This is a genomic window from Trichodesmium erythraeum IMS101 (genome assembly GCF_000014265.1).
Lineage (GTDB): Bacteria > Cyanobacteriota > Cyanobacteriia > Cyanobacteriales > Microcoleaceae > Trichodesmium > Trichodesmium erythraeum.
Genome location: NC_008312.1, coordinates 5,268,353 through 5,282,632 on the forward strand (window position 1 = coordinate 5,268,353; position 14,280 = coordinate 5,282,632).

The 14,280-nt window shown below is 34.1% G+C and carries 14 protein-coding genes; 5 read left to right on the top strand and 9 right to left on the bottom strand.

Annotated elements, in window-relative coordinates; genetic code table 11:
* Nucleotides 1-807: 807 nt before the first annotated feature.
* Nucleotides 808-3,789 (top strand): L-glutamate gamma-semialdehyde dehydrogenase, encoded by a 2,982-nt coding sequence (gene pruA / locus TERY_RS16535; protein ID WP_011612882.1) that lies wholly within the window; start codon nucleotides 808-810, stop codon nucleotides 3,787-3,789.
* Between the two features lie 178 nt (nucleotides 3,790-3,967).
* A complete protein-coding gene (locus TERY_RS28415) occupies nucleotides 3,968-4,132 on the top strand; it encodes a DUF4351 domain-containing protein (protein WP_370495679.1) in 165 nt (54 codons plus the stop codon).
* A 243-nt stretch (nucleotides 4,133-4,375) separates the two neighbouring features.
* Here the strand turns inward: TERY_RS28415 and TERY_RS37245 are convergent, their stop codons facing one another.
* From TERY_RS37245 to TERY_RS16550, 5 genes are all read right to left on the bottom strand, one after another.
* Entirely contained in the window at nucleotides 4,376-4,456 is an 81-nt protein-coding gene (locus TERY_RS37245) for a hypothetical protein (protein ID WP_370497253.1), read from the bottom strand.
* 74 nt (nucleotides 4,457-4,530) lie between these two features.
* The gene (locus TERY_RS37250) at nucleotides 4,531-4,668 is read right to left on the bottom strand and encodes a hypothetical protein (RefSeq protein WP_370495681.1); all 138 of its coding nucleotides are present in this window, start codon (nucleotides 4,666-4,668) and stop codon (nucleotides 4,531-4,533) included.
* 193 nt (nucleotides 4,669-4,861) lie between these two features.
* Nucleotides 4,862-5,650, bottom strand: coding sequence for an ABC-2 family transporter protein (locus TERY_RS16540; RefSeq protein ID WP_011612884.1), 789 nt, complete (start codon nucleotides 5,648-5,650; stop codon nucleotides 4,862-4,864).
* A gap of 678 nt (nucleotides 5,651-6,328) precedes the next feature.
* Nucleotides 6,329-7,399: a methyltransferase domain-containing protein gene (locus tag TERY_RS16545; protein WP_011612885.1), complete on the bottom strand. Its 1,071-nt coding sequence runs from the start codon at nucleotides 7,397-7,399 to the stop codon at nucleotides 6,329-6,331.
* Between the two features lie 244 nt (nucleotides 7,400-7,643).
* Entirely contained in the window at nucleotides 7,644-7,943 is a 300-nt protein-coding gene (locus tag TERY_RS16550; protein ID WP_011612886.1) for a 30S ribosomal protein PSRP-3, read from the bottom strand.
* Between the two features lie 72 nt (nucleotides 7,944-8,015).
* On the opposite strand from TERY_RS16550, the gene TERY_RS16555 reads away from it, so the two are divergent.
* Nucleotides 8,016-8,831 (top strand): TIGR01548 family HAD-type hydrolase, encoded by an 816-nt coding sequence (locus tag TERY_RS16555; protein WP_011612887.1) that lies wholly within the window; start codon nucleotides 8,016-8,018, stop codon nucleotides 8,829-8,831.
* 14 nt (nucleotides 8,832-8,845) lie between these two features.
* Complete coding sequence (locus TERY_RS37255; protein ID WP_370495684.1) at nucleotides 8,846-8,974, top strand: hypothetical protein; 129 nt, start codon at nucleotides 8,846-8,848, stop codon at nucleotides 8,972-8,974.
* A gap of 1,204 nt (nucleotides 8,975-10,178) precedes the next feature.
* Here the strand turns inward: TERY_RS37255 and TERY_RS16560 are convergent.
* Together TERY_RS16560 and TERY_RS16565 are read right to left on the bottom strand one after the other, a co-directional pair.
* Nucleotides 10,179-10,982 (bottom strand): SDR family NAD(P)-dependent oxidoreductase, encoded by an 804-nt coding sequence (locus tag TERY_RS16560; protein WP_011612888.1) that lies wholly within the window; start codon nucleotides 10,980-10,982, stop codon nucleotides 10,179-10,181.
* A gap of 404 nt (nucleotides 10,983-11,386) precedes the next feature.
* The gene (locus TERY_RS16565) at nucleotides 11,387-12,415 is read right to left on the bottom strand and encodes a CNNM domain-containing protein (RefSeq protein WP_011612889.1); all 1,029 of its coding nucleotides are present in this window, start codon (nucleotides 12,413-12,415) and stop codon (nucleotides 11,387-11,389) included.
* A 49-nt stretch (nucleotides 12,416-12,464) separates the two neighbouring features.
* Between TERY_RS16565 and TERY_RS16570 the strand changes: the two genes are divergently transcribed.
* Nucleotides 12,465-13,367 carry an EamA family transporter gene (locus TERY_RS16570; RefSeq protein WP_011612890.1) on the top strand — a complete coding sequence of 301 codons (903 nt, stop codon included), beginning with the start codon at nucleotides 12,465-12,467 and terminating at the stop codon, nucleotides 13,365-13,367.
* A 95-nt stretch (nucleotides 13,368-13,462) separates the two neighbouring features.
* Here the strand turns inward: TERY_RS16570 and TERY_RS16575 are convergent, their stop codons facing one another.
* Both TERY_RS16575 and TERY_RS37260 read right to left on the bottom strand, forming a co-directional pair.
* Nucleotides 13,463-13,858, bottom strand: coding sequence for a hypothetical protein (locus TERY_RS16575; RefSeq protein ID WP_011612891.1), 396 nt, complete (start codon nucleotides 13,856-13,858; stop codon nucleotides 13,463-13,465).
* Nucleotides 13,859-14,083: 225 nt separating this feature from the next.
* The gene (locus tag TERY_RS37260) at nucleotides 14,084-14,215 is read right to left on the bottom strand and encodes a hypothetical protein (RefSeq protein WP_370495687.1); all 132 of its coding nucleotides are present in this window, start codon (nucleotides 14,213-14,215) and stop codon (nucleotides 14,084-14,086) included.
* Nucleotides 14,216-14,280 lie beyond the last annotated feature (65 nt).

The following is a 14,280-nucleotide window of genomic DNA, read 5'->3' on the forward strand; positions in this document are numbered from 1 at the left end:
GCTCAGGTTTAAATGTTTGTTTGAGTAAGTTATACCTGGCTCATAGGGTTTCATTCATGCTTATTCTAATTTTTATGAAACCCTTTTCCTCTCAACTTTTGCAAGTTTTGTTCTGTACTTAGATTTTTCATACTCCGGCCTGGCTATAGAATTCCAAAATCTCTACCTATTGCTTTTTGGGACAACCCTGTCGTCTTAGGTAGTAAGTGGGGGGTTGACTTTTAACTTATGTGAAAGGTTATGGGGATATCTTTATAAAAATTTCAACTTTTCCCAGACAAATATGCCGGGTTAAAAAATTACAGAAAGTGAAAGTTTGAGTGATGTATTAATAGTAAATTTATATCAGTTAAAATGTTTAATTTTAATTATTTCTCTAGCTTTAATTTTGACAATTTATGCTTCTAATGATCTTCCTTAAATCAATATATTTATCAAAAATTTTTTTTTGAATATAACTAGATAATAATCTGTATTGGAATATCTATATGTGGTGTAAAAGTAAAGCAGGAAAAGAACTAGCAAAATTGTAGAATAAGGTAACTAAATATAATCAATTAATCATAGCTGTAGAGATTATGGGTAAATTAGCTTAAGATATAGTACGATTGATTAATTTTTATAAATTAAAATAAAAGTATCGTCACAGAAAACTTTTTAAAGTAGAATTAAAATACAAAAACATATTGTACGGAAAGTACCCGAATAGGATATCGGAAAAACACTAAATTTTAAATCAATTTTAGTGATAAATACTTAAATCATCCAATATAAACCCAATTACTTTTAATTAACTTTAGAAAAAAAATGGTTGAACAAATATCCCATACTAACTACGAAACTAAAACTCAAGAAATAGCTAAACAACTCTTGAAAGCAACTCAGGAAAAAAATCGTTCTTTCTTGGCTCAATTGCAAAATCAAATGCGGTGGGATGATAAGCTCCTTGACTGGGCAATGGCAAGTCCTGGTTTGCGAGTCCAACTATTTCGTTTTATTGACTGTTTACCAGCATTACGGAGTAAACCAGAAATAGCTGCTCACCTCCAAGAATATCTGACTACTCAAGAAGTCGAACTTCCAGAAACTCTCAAAAAACTACTCAATTTTGCTAACCCAGACTCTGTTCCTGGTCAACTTGCAGCGACTACTGTTGCACCTGCAGTGGAAACTCTCGCTCATAAATATATTGCTGGGGAAAATGTTAAGCAAATCATCAAAACCCTAGAAAAACTACGGAAAGATAAAATGTGCTTTACTGTCGACCTCCTTGGAGAAGCAGTCATCACTGAAACTGAAGCACAGTTATATTTAGACCGTTATCTTGAACTGATGACTCAACTTTCCCAAGCTGCTAATAGCTGGTCATCAATTCCCCAAATAGATGAAGCAGAAGGGGAAAAACTACCACGAGTACAAGTATCGGTAAAACTTACAGCATTTTATTCTCAGTTTGATCCTCTTGATGTTAAAGGTAGTCAGGAAAGAGTGAGTGATCATGTACGCACTCTACTCAGACATGCTCAAAAACTGGGTGTAGCAGTTCACTTTGACATGGAACAATATACTTATAAAGACCTGACTATTGATATTCTTAAAGAATTGTTGATGGAAGAAGAATTTCGCAACCGTAATGATATCGGTGTGACAATTCAAGCATATTTGCGGGATAGTGAAAAAGATCTGCAAGGCATTATTGAATGGGCAAAAATTAGAGGTCGTCCCGTTACTGTTCGACTTGTAAAAGGAGCCTATTGGGATCAGGAAACTATCAAGGCTTTACAACATGACTGGCCCCAACCAGTATTTAATGATAAACCTGAAACTGATGCCAACTTTGAAAAGCTGACTTATATGATGCTAGAAAATCATGAATATATTTACTCAGCTATTGGTAGTCATAATGTTCGTTCTCAAGCGAGAGCGATCGCTATTGCTGAAACTCTAAAAGTTCCTCGGCGGTGCTTTGAGATGCAGGTACTCTATGGTATGGGTGACAAAATAGCTACAATATTAGCAGAAAAGGGTTATCGCGTCCGAGTTTATTGCCCCTACGGTGATCTTTTACCAGGAATGGCATATTTAATTCGTCGCCTCCTAGAAAATACTGCTAACAGTTCATTTCTCAAACAAAGTTTAGAAAACCGGCCTTTAGAAGAATTATTGGCAGCACCAAGTATTAATGGTAAAACTACAATTCACGATGTGGTCAAACCAGTTTTCCCTAATGCTGCCGATAGCGACTACGCTAATTTCCAACAACGGCAACAAGCTTTGAATACTATTGGTCAAATACGACTAGAGTTAGGAAAAACCTATCTGCCAATTATTAATGGTGAATACACAAACACAGCACAAATAGTTGATTCACTGAACCCATCAAATTCTAAGGAGGTTGTTGGCAAAATTGGTTTAATATCGGTAGAACAAGCAGAGCAGGCAATTCAAGCAGCCAAAGCAGCGTTTCCAAGTTGGAAGAAAACACCAGTTCGAGAACGGACAAGGATATTGCGCAAAGCTGCTGACTTAATGGAAAAACGTCGTCATGAGTTGGCAGCATGGATGGTTTTAGAGGTTGGTAAACCTCTTAACCAAGGTAATGCAGAAGTTTCTGAGGCGATAGATTTTTGTCGTTATTATGCTGATGAGATGGAACGGTTAGAGCAGGGCTATAATTATGATGTCGCTGGAGAAACTGACCGTTATTATTATCAACCTCGTGGTATTTCTTTAGTAATTTCTCCTTGGAATTTTCCTCTGGCTATTCCTACTGGAATGACTGTTTCGTCTCTGGTGACAGGTAATTGTACTTTGTTGAAGCCAGCAGCAGTATCATCGGTTATTGCTTCTAAAATTTCTGAGATTTTGCTAGAAGCTGGTTTTCCTAAGGGGGTATTTCAATTTGTTCCGGGAAATGGTTCCACTGTGGGTGATTTTATGGTGAAGCACCCAAGTGTTAATAGTATTACTTTTACTGGTTCGATGGAAGTGGGTTGTCACATTTATGCTCAAGCTGCAGTTTTGCAACCAAGGCAAAAACATTTGAAGCGAGTTATTGCTGAAATGGGTGGTAAAAATGCGATTATTGTAGATGAAAGTGCAGATCTTGACCAAGCAGTTGCTGGTGTTGTTTATTCTGCTTTTGGATATAGTGGACAGAAATGTTCGGCTTGTTCGCGGGTTGTAGTATTGGCAACAATTTATGATAGTTTTGTGAATCGTTTGGTGGAGGCTACGCGATCGCTCAATATAGGGGATGCGGAGAAGCCAAGTACACAAGTTGGTCCGGTAATTGATGAGAAAGCGCAAAAGCGGATTCAGGAATATATTGTGAAAGGTAAGCAGGAAGCAGAAGTTGCTATTGAGATGAGTGCGCCGAAGGATGGTTATTTTGTTGGTCCTGTGATATTTAAGGATGTGTCGCCAAGTGCAACTATTGCTCAGGAAGAAATATTTGGTCCTGTGTTGGCAGTAATGAAGGCGGATAATTTTACTCAAGCTTTGGAAATTGCTAATGGGACTAATTTTGCTTTAACTGGGGGGTTATATTCCCGTACTCCTTCTCATATTGAACAAGCAAAAGCAGAGTTTGAAGTGGGGAATTTATATATTAATCGTGGAATTACTGGAGCGATCGTTTCTCGACAACCATTTGGTGGGTTTAAGTTGTCTGGGGTGGGTTCAAAGGCGGGAGGACCGGATTATTTACTGCAGTTTTTGGAACCGCGCACGATAACTGAGAATATACAAAGGCAAGGTTTTGCACCTATAGAGGGTGTGGATAATTGAAGTTAGATTGAGTTGTGGGGAGGTTAAATACAACTTCCCTACTCAGCAATGCCAAAGACTGGAGTCGGAACAAAAATAATTGCAGTACATCAACATCAGCGATAACATCAGCGATCTGGAACCTAATTAAATCTAAGAGGAAGGAATAAAAATTGGAATATAAATTGGACGGGAGCAAGTGGTGAAAGAGTTCTTAGGTCAAGTTCACAGAAAGTTTGGAGAGATAGCTCCAGAAGTTAAAACTCAGATAGAGCAGTTATCTTTGGAAAATTTAGATTTTTTAGGAGAAGAAATTTTTGATTTGGCAGTGATGATAGATTTGGAAAACTGGTTAGCTAATTAACAAGTAGTTAGTTAACTCGCACTATAACGGTTTTCACATATAAAGCTTCTCTTTTCTGCCCTCTCATAAAAATGAGGTGAAATTTTTGGTGTAATCAGGTTTTGTCGAATGTTTCTTTGATTATTCTTGTAGTTTGGTTCAAGCCAGATATACTATTTGGGGTAGGGCTAAAACTACAAACAAAAATTCCTGTTTTCATTTAGGTACATACCAAGACCGCACTTTATCTAAAGTTACAGGTATTCAGTCTGACACATCAATAGTAAAACGATAAACTTTCTTGGCTCTCCTGGTATTATCTGGGTTACAAAATTTCAATTTCACATCCCAACAGTTGCTATTATAAGGACAGAAAGAACTTTTCTGTCACTCAAGACTGTGCAACTTTATGCCAATAGCTACTGCTTCAGAAATAGTCGCCGTTGCTTGAAAAGTATTTGTTGCTGCAAGGTTGAGGGCGCGTCGCGGTCTGCCTGACCCCAGTTGCGCTGCTCAAAATTAGGAGAAAATAGACTTAAAGAACTATGCTTAGACAAAAACTTTCAGTTTGCATTCTGTGGAGCTCATGTAAGATCTAAAAAATTCTGATTTTCCTTAAACATTAAGACAAAAATTATAGTCTGTCAAAATTTATTTTATGGGAAATTGATCAAAATTTTCCTCAAATTAATTTTCTTGTCTTGTCTTCTAAATTTAGTTTTAATTCATCCTTTAAAAATTGACAAAAGACTAAGCACCCATCCCTGAATATTGCTTTAACCCTAGTCGCCACAACCAACGGTTTAACCCAAAAAAAATACCACTCCAAAGCAAAAGAACTAATAACCCTCTACCAATATCGACGGGTAACCCTACTAAGACAGAGGCAGGAAAATAAACCAGATAAGGAAATGGAGTCCATAAGACTATTTTAAGCGCTAATTCTGGAAATACTTCTAGTGGAGCAGTTGTTCCCGATAAAAAGATATAAGGTAATAACCAAAGTTGCTCCATCGCGCTGGCTCTTTCAGTCCAAAATGCACACATAGCTAATGTATATTGAATTAAAAATCGCAATATAAACCCCATGAAAACTGTGATTAAAAATAACAAAAAACTACTCAAATTAGGCAACCAAAATGACTGTGGATAGAGAACAAAAAATAACAAGACTAAACCTAAAACAAAAAATCCTTTAGCAAATCTTTCTGAAATATGATCTGCTATATGATGGAATACTGGATCTATTGGTTGTAATAATTTTAGAGATAACTTTCCCTTAAGAACTTCCACTTCAAAATTAAAAATTACCCAAACAGGAGTTATAGACTCAACAATAAATACTGCCAAGAAATAACGAGAAAACTGTAATTTATCTAATGGAAATTCACCTTTAACTGCAGCTTCTATCCAGAGACCCATCATAATAAAAGGTAAAGAAGACGATAATACCCATAATAATAATTCGGCTCTATATTCTACATTAAAAGCGTAGTAAGTAGAGATGAAAACTTTTGCAGTTTTGATAAATTCTTTCATTTTTTTTAATTTTGTAAGACTTTAATGCCAAATTCTAGTAAAAAAAGTGTGCACTCAATATAATTTAGACAAGAGGGAGGTAGGTATAAAGTTTTTATAAAAGGTCGGTGCAGCATAATAATAATTAATATTAAATCAACTAAAATTAGCAGTAAAGTGATTTAAAAGTTATTAATTTTGTGTGAATTACTGAATAACTAAAATCTTTGCAAAGATGATATAATTGTTCTTAATTAGTGTTAGGTTTATTAAACATATGACTAAAAATAATTGTAATTATTTATCAAATTATTATTAAATGTAAAATAAATTTAGGTAAAATATTGATTCCTATACTTACTGTGAATTACTATAATTTATACTTATTCACTACCAATTGGATAAATTTCAACCTGCTGACCTGCTACCAATTAATTCAACAGCCTAATTTATCACCATTTTCTATTTACTCTTAGATTTTTTCTATAATTTTTTAATGGTTAATCAATTGATGATATTAATGCAATTACAAAATCAAGATATATATTAGCAATAAAGTTCTTGATTTTGTGTAAATTACTTAATAACTGAAATATTCTTCAAGGTAGCATGAATTTTAGGAATTAGTATTAGGTTTATTAACCATAGACTGAAAAAAAGAATATACTCATAAGTGGAAAGCATCCACTTCATAGTTGACTACAAACGCCGACATAGTATCCACCGTAACTCTAAAGGGGGTTTACCATTCGCCAAAGGAAAAACATCTCTACCAGTCGCCCAACTTTCAAACCAACTTGTGGGAGGCCATTCTGTTTTTGGTAAATGCTGACGTTCATATTCAATAACTAATTCATTAGAAACACTGACTAAGGGTAAACCTTCCATCGCTTTTGTTAATTCTTCAGATGTAAACAAAGTCGACCAACATAACTGCGCTGTGTCTTGTACTAATTTATCTGGAACATATTCATTTACTGTCAAAAATATATTGAACAAAAGCAAACCACCAGAACAAATAAAATCAGACATTTTTGCTAGAAATAACCGCAAGTCTTCTACATCGCGAAAATGAGATACTACCTCTGTAGCGATCGCTAACTGATAAAAGGCTGGTCGTAACCTGATCAGTGGATCAAGAATATCTCCCTTGATCACATTAATTGATAAATTTTCTGTAGCTATTGCTGTTTGTAACTGTTCAACAAAAACAGGGGTTAACTCTAAAACATCTACATAATGACCCATACGGGCCAAGGGTAAAGCATTTCTACCTGTAGCTCCCCCGACGTCTAAGATTTTAGTAGAGTTTTCCCCAAATTCTGCGACAGTTGCTAAGACCTTAGCATCAGGGTAGGAACCAAATAAAGGAGGTTTTCTATGATCTACCCAAGATTTATAATGTTCTCCCAGGGTTGGAGTGCGAAGAATTACTTGACAAGCCATACCTTTTTCTGGAGATTTTAGCAATTCATATTGAATAACCAACATTGCAGTTGCAGAAATATTATATCCTTCTGCTAGCTTCTTTTGGAGCATTTGACTGAACTGTTGCTGTCTTTCTCTGGGCATTGGTCTACCCAGATGAGAAAATAATTTTTCTACAACATTCATGTAATAGTCCAGCATACCAGGCAGACATGGAAGCACCAACTCACCACAACCTGAAATATAGCTATCAAGCTTGTATAAAATAGCTTTTTTGAGAATAGCTGGAGAAGTTACATAAGTTAGTTGGTCACTTATGGGAAATGTCTGTTCCTGGTTCATCAACAGATTTTACTTTGATATATCAAATTAATTGTTAAGATAGTCAACTTGCTCTTTGCAGAAATATACAAAAATCTATAATATCTATAATTATCTAGTTCTTTGCTTATTTATTTCTGTTTTTGCTTTAAACTAGTAATGTTGGTCTTATCGATCTTGATTCTTAGTTAACTTTTAACTTTTAACTTTTAATTTTTGACTTTTAATTTTTGACTTTTATTTTTTAATTTTTGACTTACTATTACTAATTAGTACCTGTAAAAACTATTTCTGGAAACTTTGCCTGAGCTTCTAAGAAGGGCCTTCTTCTTCCCTCTTCTTGCCAATAGCTAATTATTTCAGTGGCCTTATTCAAAAGAGCCACCCGATCTGCTTCTGAAATCCAATGTTTACCTTCTAATTCTTTTTTGAGTTGCTCCCAAGCATCATTCCGAGGCCAGAAAAAGTAACAAGTTAGAGGACTCGTACCATTTCCTACCACTTGATCTACAGCAAGTGCTACATTATCGTCTAACCAAACTACTTTTAATATGAATTTGGACAATTTACCTCCTGGCCAATTTTAGGCTAAATTTAAAACTTTACACATAAAATTTTATTTTACCATAGAAATTTGATGATGAATAAAGCAATTTTAGTTTTCGATGTTGATGGTGTAATTCGAGATGTGGGTAGGTCTTATCGACGGGCGATCGCGGATACGGTAAAGCATTTTACATGGGGGGCGTTTTGCCCCACTTTGGTAGATATTGATGAGCTTAAGTCTGAGGGAGTTTGGAATAATGACTGGGAAGCTTCCCAAGAATTAGTCTATAGGTATTTTGAGGGTCAAGGTAAAAAACGGGAGGATATAGATTTAGATTATCAAAAGTTAGTAGCTTTTTTTCAGGCTCGTTATCGGGGGGTGGATGAGAATAACTGGAATGGTTATATTTGTTCGGAACCTTTGTTAATAAGTTCTAGTTATTTTGAGGGTTTGACGGAAGCTGGTTTGTTTTGGGGGTTTTTTAGTGGAGCAATGAGACCGGAAATAGCTTATGTTTTGGAGAGAAAGTTAGGGTTGAGTTCTCCAGTGGTGGTAGGGATGGAAGATGCGCCAGGAAAACCTGACCCGACAGGGTTGCTGGCTGTAGTAGAGGAGTTGGAAAAACGACATGGTTTGCCTGAAAATCTACCTGTCATTTATGCTGGTGATACAGTTGGAGATCTATATACGGTACAGAATGCTCGTCAGCAGAGGCCATTGAGAACTTGGGTCGGAGTGGGTGTGTTGCCACCTCATGTGCAGGAAAATGACGAAAGACAGTATGTTTATCTTGGTAAGTTATTGGAGGCAGGGGCAAAAGTTGTTTTGAATAGTATTGAAGAGTTGTCTATAGGGGCGACGGATAATGAGAAGCTTTTTGATGTTCTATTGCACCAAAAGGGTTAGTAACTGTTATATCTATGTGTTGGTCATATTTTGGAGCTACATTACTTGCCCAAAAAATTATCTGGGCATCTGTAGTGTGCTCTCTTTTTGACTATTGCTTTAAGAGCGATCGCCAAACTGACCCCAAAAAATCTATTGTATAGCTGGGTAGATAGGAATATGGGGAGATGGGGAAGTTTAATATTGAAGGAATTATAGAATTATAAGGATATACTATTTATATAACTGAATTTTGAGTCATCCCTATTTGAGAAAAAATTTAGGTCAATAGTCTATCCTTTCAAAGAGAAAAAATTCTATTTAGTATTTCCAGTTTCTGGCTTCAGCGGTCGGTACTGATAACTGATAACTGAAATAACTCTAAAGACAAATATATACAGGACTTACCCCAAGAAACTATATGTGATACATGATAATTTCACAGCCACTAAGTAGGTAGGTTAGGTTGAAAAATAAAATCTAACAACTCTCATATTAAAACTCTCATATTAATAGCTATAGAAAATTGTATATAACAGCCACTAATTTGTAGGTTAGGTTGAAAAATAAAAAATTTTACAATTCTCTTATTAGCATTTCATCAATATTCTCTATTCCTAAAGTCTTCAGAAACAAATCATCAGGAATGTAAATTATTATGGAAAAGCTTGCCCAAATTTAGAAAAATTTTTCTCCCCTTTTTATAACTCAAATATTGACGCCAGAAATTATTTTTATACGGCCAAAATTACAATTAAAATTTAGCTTTTCAAGGTCGTGCAAATAACTGGTGAATGAGTAAATTAAAGCAAACAATATACTTAGATGTAATTGAAATAGAAAACTTAAAAATAGTAGGTAATCTCCTACTATTTAGACTATACTCAACCTAGCCTGTAGGACGAAATATAAAACCTAAATTATCAGCAGAAAAACTAGATATTTTTCAACCTAAAATAAAACACAAAAAAGAAAAGAATTAATTGGTAATGTTTTATCAAAAAAAAAAATTGAGGGATACCTAGATGCGGTAGTTATGTCTAAGTTCTGCAAGTTATAGTTATTGAAAATTTTTGCCTAACTTTTTTGAAAATTATTGGTTTATTACAGATAGATCAACAAACCAATTTTGTTGTTTAAGATTTTCCCATGTTTTCTTTAGATAACTGGATTTAAAGAGCCGAGTTTTTTTCATTCTATTAAATGGATAATAGCTTCAAAGTAGTCTTTAACTAAATTTAGGTTTTTATCAATTTTCTCAACTATTTGTATAGTCCTATAATATTAGGAATAGGTAACAATAAAAAATAATTTTATTGATACTTACCTGAAAAATATTTTCATAAGTAGCTCTTTATTAGCTATAAATTACTCCACACTTTTCCCCATCAAAAACTGAGTTAAACCAGGAAATAGTCGATAAGTTTCTGTAGCTAAAACAGCCGGACCTACTACTATTTCAGACTGGTTATTTTTGTAAACATTCCAGATGGCTTCAGCAATATCTTTTGGCTGACTGACGAAATTAGATTCTAAAACATAATTCATTTGTTGACGACGATTTTCTACTTCAGAATTATCTCCACCACGAAACTTTGCCCTTTCCATAAAATTACTATTAATAACCCCTGGTTGTACAGAACTAATATTAATTCCTTTTGATTGTAATTCCAAACGCAAAGTATCAGTTAATCCAGTAACTGCATATTTACTAGCACAATAAGCAGTCATTTGTGGTAAGGGCATTTTACCACCAAAGGAACCAACATTAATAATTGTACCAGATTTTCTTGATAAAAAATGGGGTAATAAAGCTTTAATTGTATTCACATAACCAAAAAAATTGATATTCATTAACTGCTGAAAATCTTCTAAAGTTGTATATTCTATTCCACCGGTCAGACAGATACCAGCATTATTAACTAATACATCAATTTTTTCATATAATTCTATAGCTTTTTTTACTAAATATTCTACTTGTTTAGCATCAGTAACATCAGTAGGAATAGCCAAGGCAGATTTACCAGTTTCTCTGACTTCATTTGCTGTTGTGGCTAATCTATCTAATTTCCTAGCAGCTAAGACAATATTATATCCTTTTCTGGCAAATAAAAGTGCTGTTTCTCTACCACAACCTTGAGAAGCACCAGTAATTAAAACAGTAGGCAGCATAATTTTTTTTAGGTCAATTATAATTATAGATTTATAGGAATTATTGTAATGTAATTCTCTGGGAAAATAAAAGTTTACCGAAAAAATTATTCATAGTAATTATATTTATATAGTTAATGAATATTCTTTATGATAAATTTGCCGAAAATCAAGAACCATTTTCTATCACCTATGTAGGAATATTTCTACGTTTTTTTTAGGGCTCTGACTGAACCGGGAGATAGTGATAAATTGAGAACTAATAATAGTAATTATATTTATATAGTTAATGAATATTCTTGATGATAAATTTGCCGAAAATCAAGAACCATTTTCTATCACTTATGTAGGAATATTTCTACGTTTTTTTTTAGGGCTCTGACTAAACTGGTAGATAGTGATAAATTGATAACTAATAACTGAAATTACTTATCCTTTAATTTGATCTTTCTTCTCATTCTTGCCACAATTTGTAAGTCAACACTTTGATCTGTTTCATCCACAATTTCACCAGTTAATTCTTCTAATACATCTTCTAGGCTCACCACTCCTGAAACTCCTCCATATTCATCTAAAACAACCATCAACTGTTGACTATATTTCTGAAATTCTTTTAATAAGAAATCTACTCTCAGTGTATCTGGAATAAATCTAATATCTCGCATAAAGTCAGCAACTTTTTGATTCTCCTTTCCTTCAATTATGCCTTTAAGTAATTCATTTTTTAAAACCATGCCAACTACATCATCAATAGAATCTCTTATGACAATAATTCGACTATGTTGAGAACTAATAATATCTGATTTTACCTCAGCTATAATTGAGTCACTGTATAAATAAGTAGTCGCTATTCGAGGTGTCATAATATCCCATGCACTTTTATCATTTAGCCGAAATACTCTTCCAATCATTTCAGCTTCATCACCTTCAATAACTCCCTCTTTATATCCTATTCTGGTCAAAAACATTATTTCTGCTTCATTAGTAGTAGGTAATTTTTTTCCTTGAGTAAAAGGTGATGTAATTTTTTCCATGAACCAAACTATGGGAGTAAAAATAAAAGTTAAACCTTTTACAGGTAAAGCGATTATTAATGAAAATTTCATGGCATAGCGTTCTCCTAAAGTTTTAGGAATAATTTCGCCAAAAACTATTACTAAAAATGTCAAAATAGCTGAAAAAAATCCTAACCAAGTACTTCCAAAAACTGAGGCTGCAATATTACCAATTAAGATACTACCAACAATATTAAAAATGTTATTAATAATCACAACAGTGGCAATAGGGCGGTTAATTTTTTTCTTAATTACCCACAGTGCTAATGCTGCTGTTTTTTTAGATTGGGCTAACTGCTGTACTTTAATAGGAGAAACAGAAAGTAAAGCTGTTTCAGTAGCAGAACAAAGGGCAGAACCTATAAGAATAATTAAAACTATAATAATTAGCTTGAGCATACTCAACTAATAATTGGGTAATCTTAATAATACCATTTTTTATTTAGTTATGAAACCTTCTAACTGGTTGATTATATTAGTTCTCACTATTGGTGTTTTAGCAATATCTACTGGTGCAATATTAATTAGGTTGGCGAGTCTATCTGCGCGAATGAGTGGGATAGAGTTTAGTTTGGTAATAGCTGCCTCACGGCTGGCGATCGCCTCTTTATTATTAGTACCAACATGGTCAAAAATTAAGTGGCAAACTATCGAACTAAGGGCAATACTCTATGCAGGTGCAGCGGGGGTTTGCCTTGCGGCTCATTTTGTTCTTTGGGTTACTTCTTTATCTTACACTTCGATCGCAGCTTCGACTGCCTTGGTCACAACTAACCCCATCTGGGTAGCTTTGTTGTCGTGGTGGTGGTTAAAGGAAAGGCTTTCTCGTCGCACAGTTATTGGCATTTTAGTAGCTATAACAGGAGGACTAATAATTGGTTTAGCAGATATTGGTGGGGCAACTACAGTTAGTAACCCTGTTCTGGGAAATTTTTTAGCTCTTCTGGGGGCTTGGGCAGGTAGTTTATATATATTTCTGGGATATCAAGCTCGAACTAAGGGGTTTGGTATTGGAGGCTATATTGTGGTAGTATATGGCATAGCTGCAGTTGTATTATTGCCTATTCCTTTTGTTTCGGGTGTTGGCTACTTTGGTTATTCTGGTTCGGTCTATTTTTATTTATTGTTAATGGGGTTATTGCCTCAATTAATAGGGCATACAAGTTTTAATTGGGCAATGGGTTGGGTTTCTCCTACTTTGGTTACTTTGGCGGTTTTATTTGAACCTGTTGGAGCCAGTTTTTTGGGTTATTTATTGTTCGGTGAGGTGCCTTCTCTAATTACTTTATTGGGAGCAGTTATTTTATTAATTGGAGTGGCAGTTGCTGCCTTGAGTTCTCAAAAAAAATAGATGAAGAGTTTAGTGTAGGGATTTTAATTATTTGTGTTTTGCTAAAAAAATTTAGGCTAATCTCTACACTATTCTCCTCTCTCTTGACGACAATTCTATTTTGTTTCTGGGAGCATATCTTGACTATGGATAGTTATACGTTTAATAAGTTTAACTATCAATTTTTGTAAAAATTTAATGGTTTCTCTCATGCTAGAATTATGAGTTACTGCCCAAATATTTGTTATTAAACAACAGGTAGCAAACCCCAAAAGAATAAATGTTTGGATTCTAACTACTCCAACAATAAACCAGCTTCCGACATGGAGGATAATTATTAAGGCATAAAAACTGGCTACTAATGCCATTAAGTTAATTTCTTTTTTGGGTCGATGGAGGACTGTAAAAATTATTGGTTGTAAACTTGCTAGTACATTTGTAGGTACTATAAATCCACAAATTTCTACACAATATAGGTGTGAAAATTCGATGATGTTATTAAAGTCAAACATATTATAATTCTGTTGATAAATTTCTGTTTATGGTTGATTAATTCTGGGGTTTTATTTGAGGGTAATATCACATTGGTTTTTCAGTTGAATGTTATCAAAATTTATTGAGATTAGAAGGATTTTACTCTGGTTGAATATCTTATACAATCTCTGTGTTTCTATATTTTATTTTTACTGATATTACCGAATTTAATTTAATAAGATTAAATTTCATAAAATAGCTGTTTATTTTTTCCTTTTTTGCTTTTTATAAACTCCATCAGTCCAGAAATTTGTAAACATCATTAGCATTCCTCCAATAAAAATTGTAATTGCCATTCCAGCAGGAATTACAGTTTGCCAGTCAGTTGTTTCCATGTACTCCCTAATTAATTTAGTCAGGATATCTTGCCAATTATACCTTGTTATTAATTACTATGTGA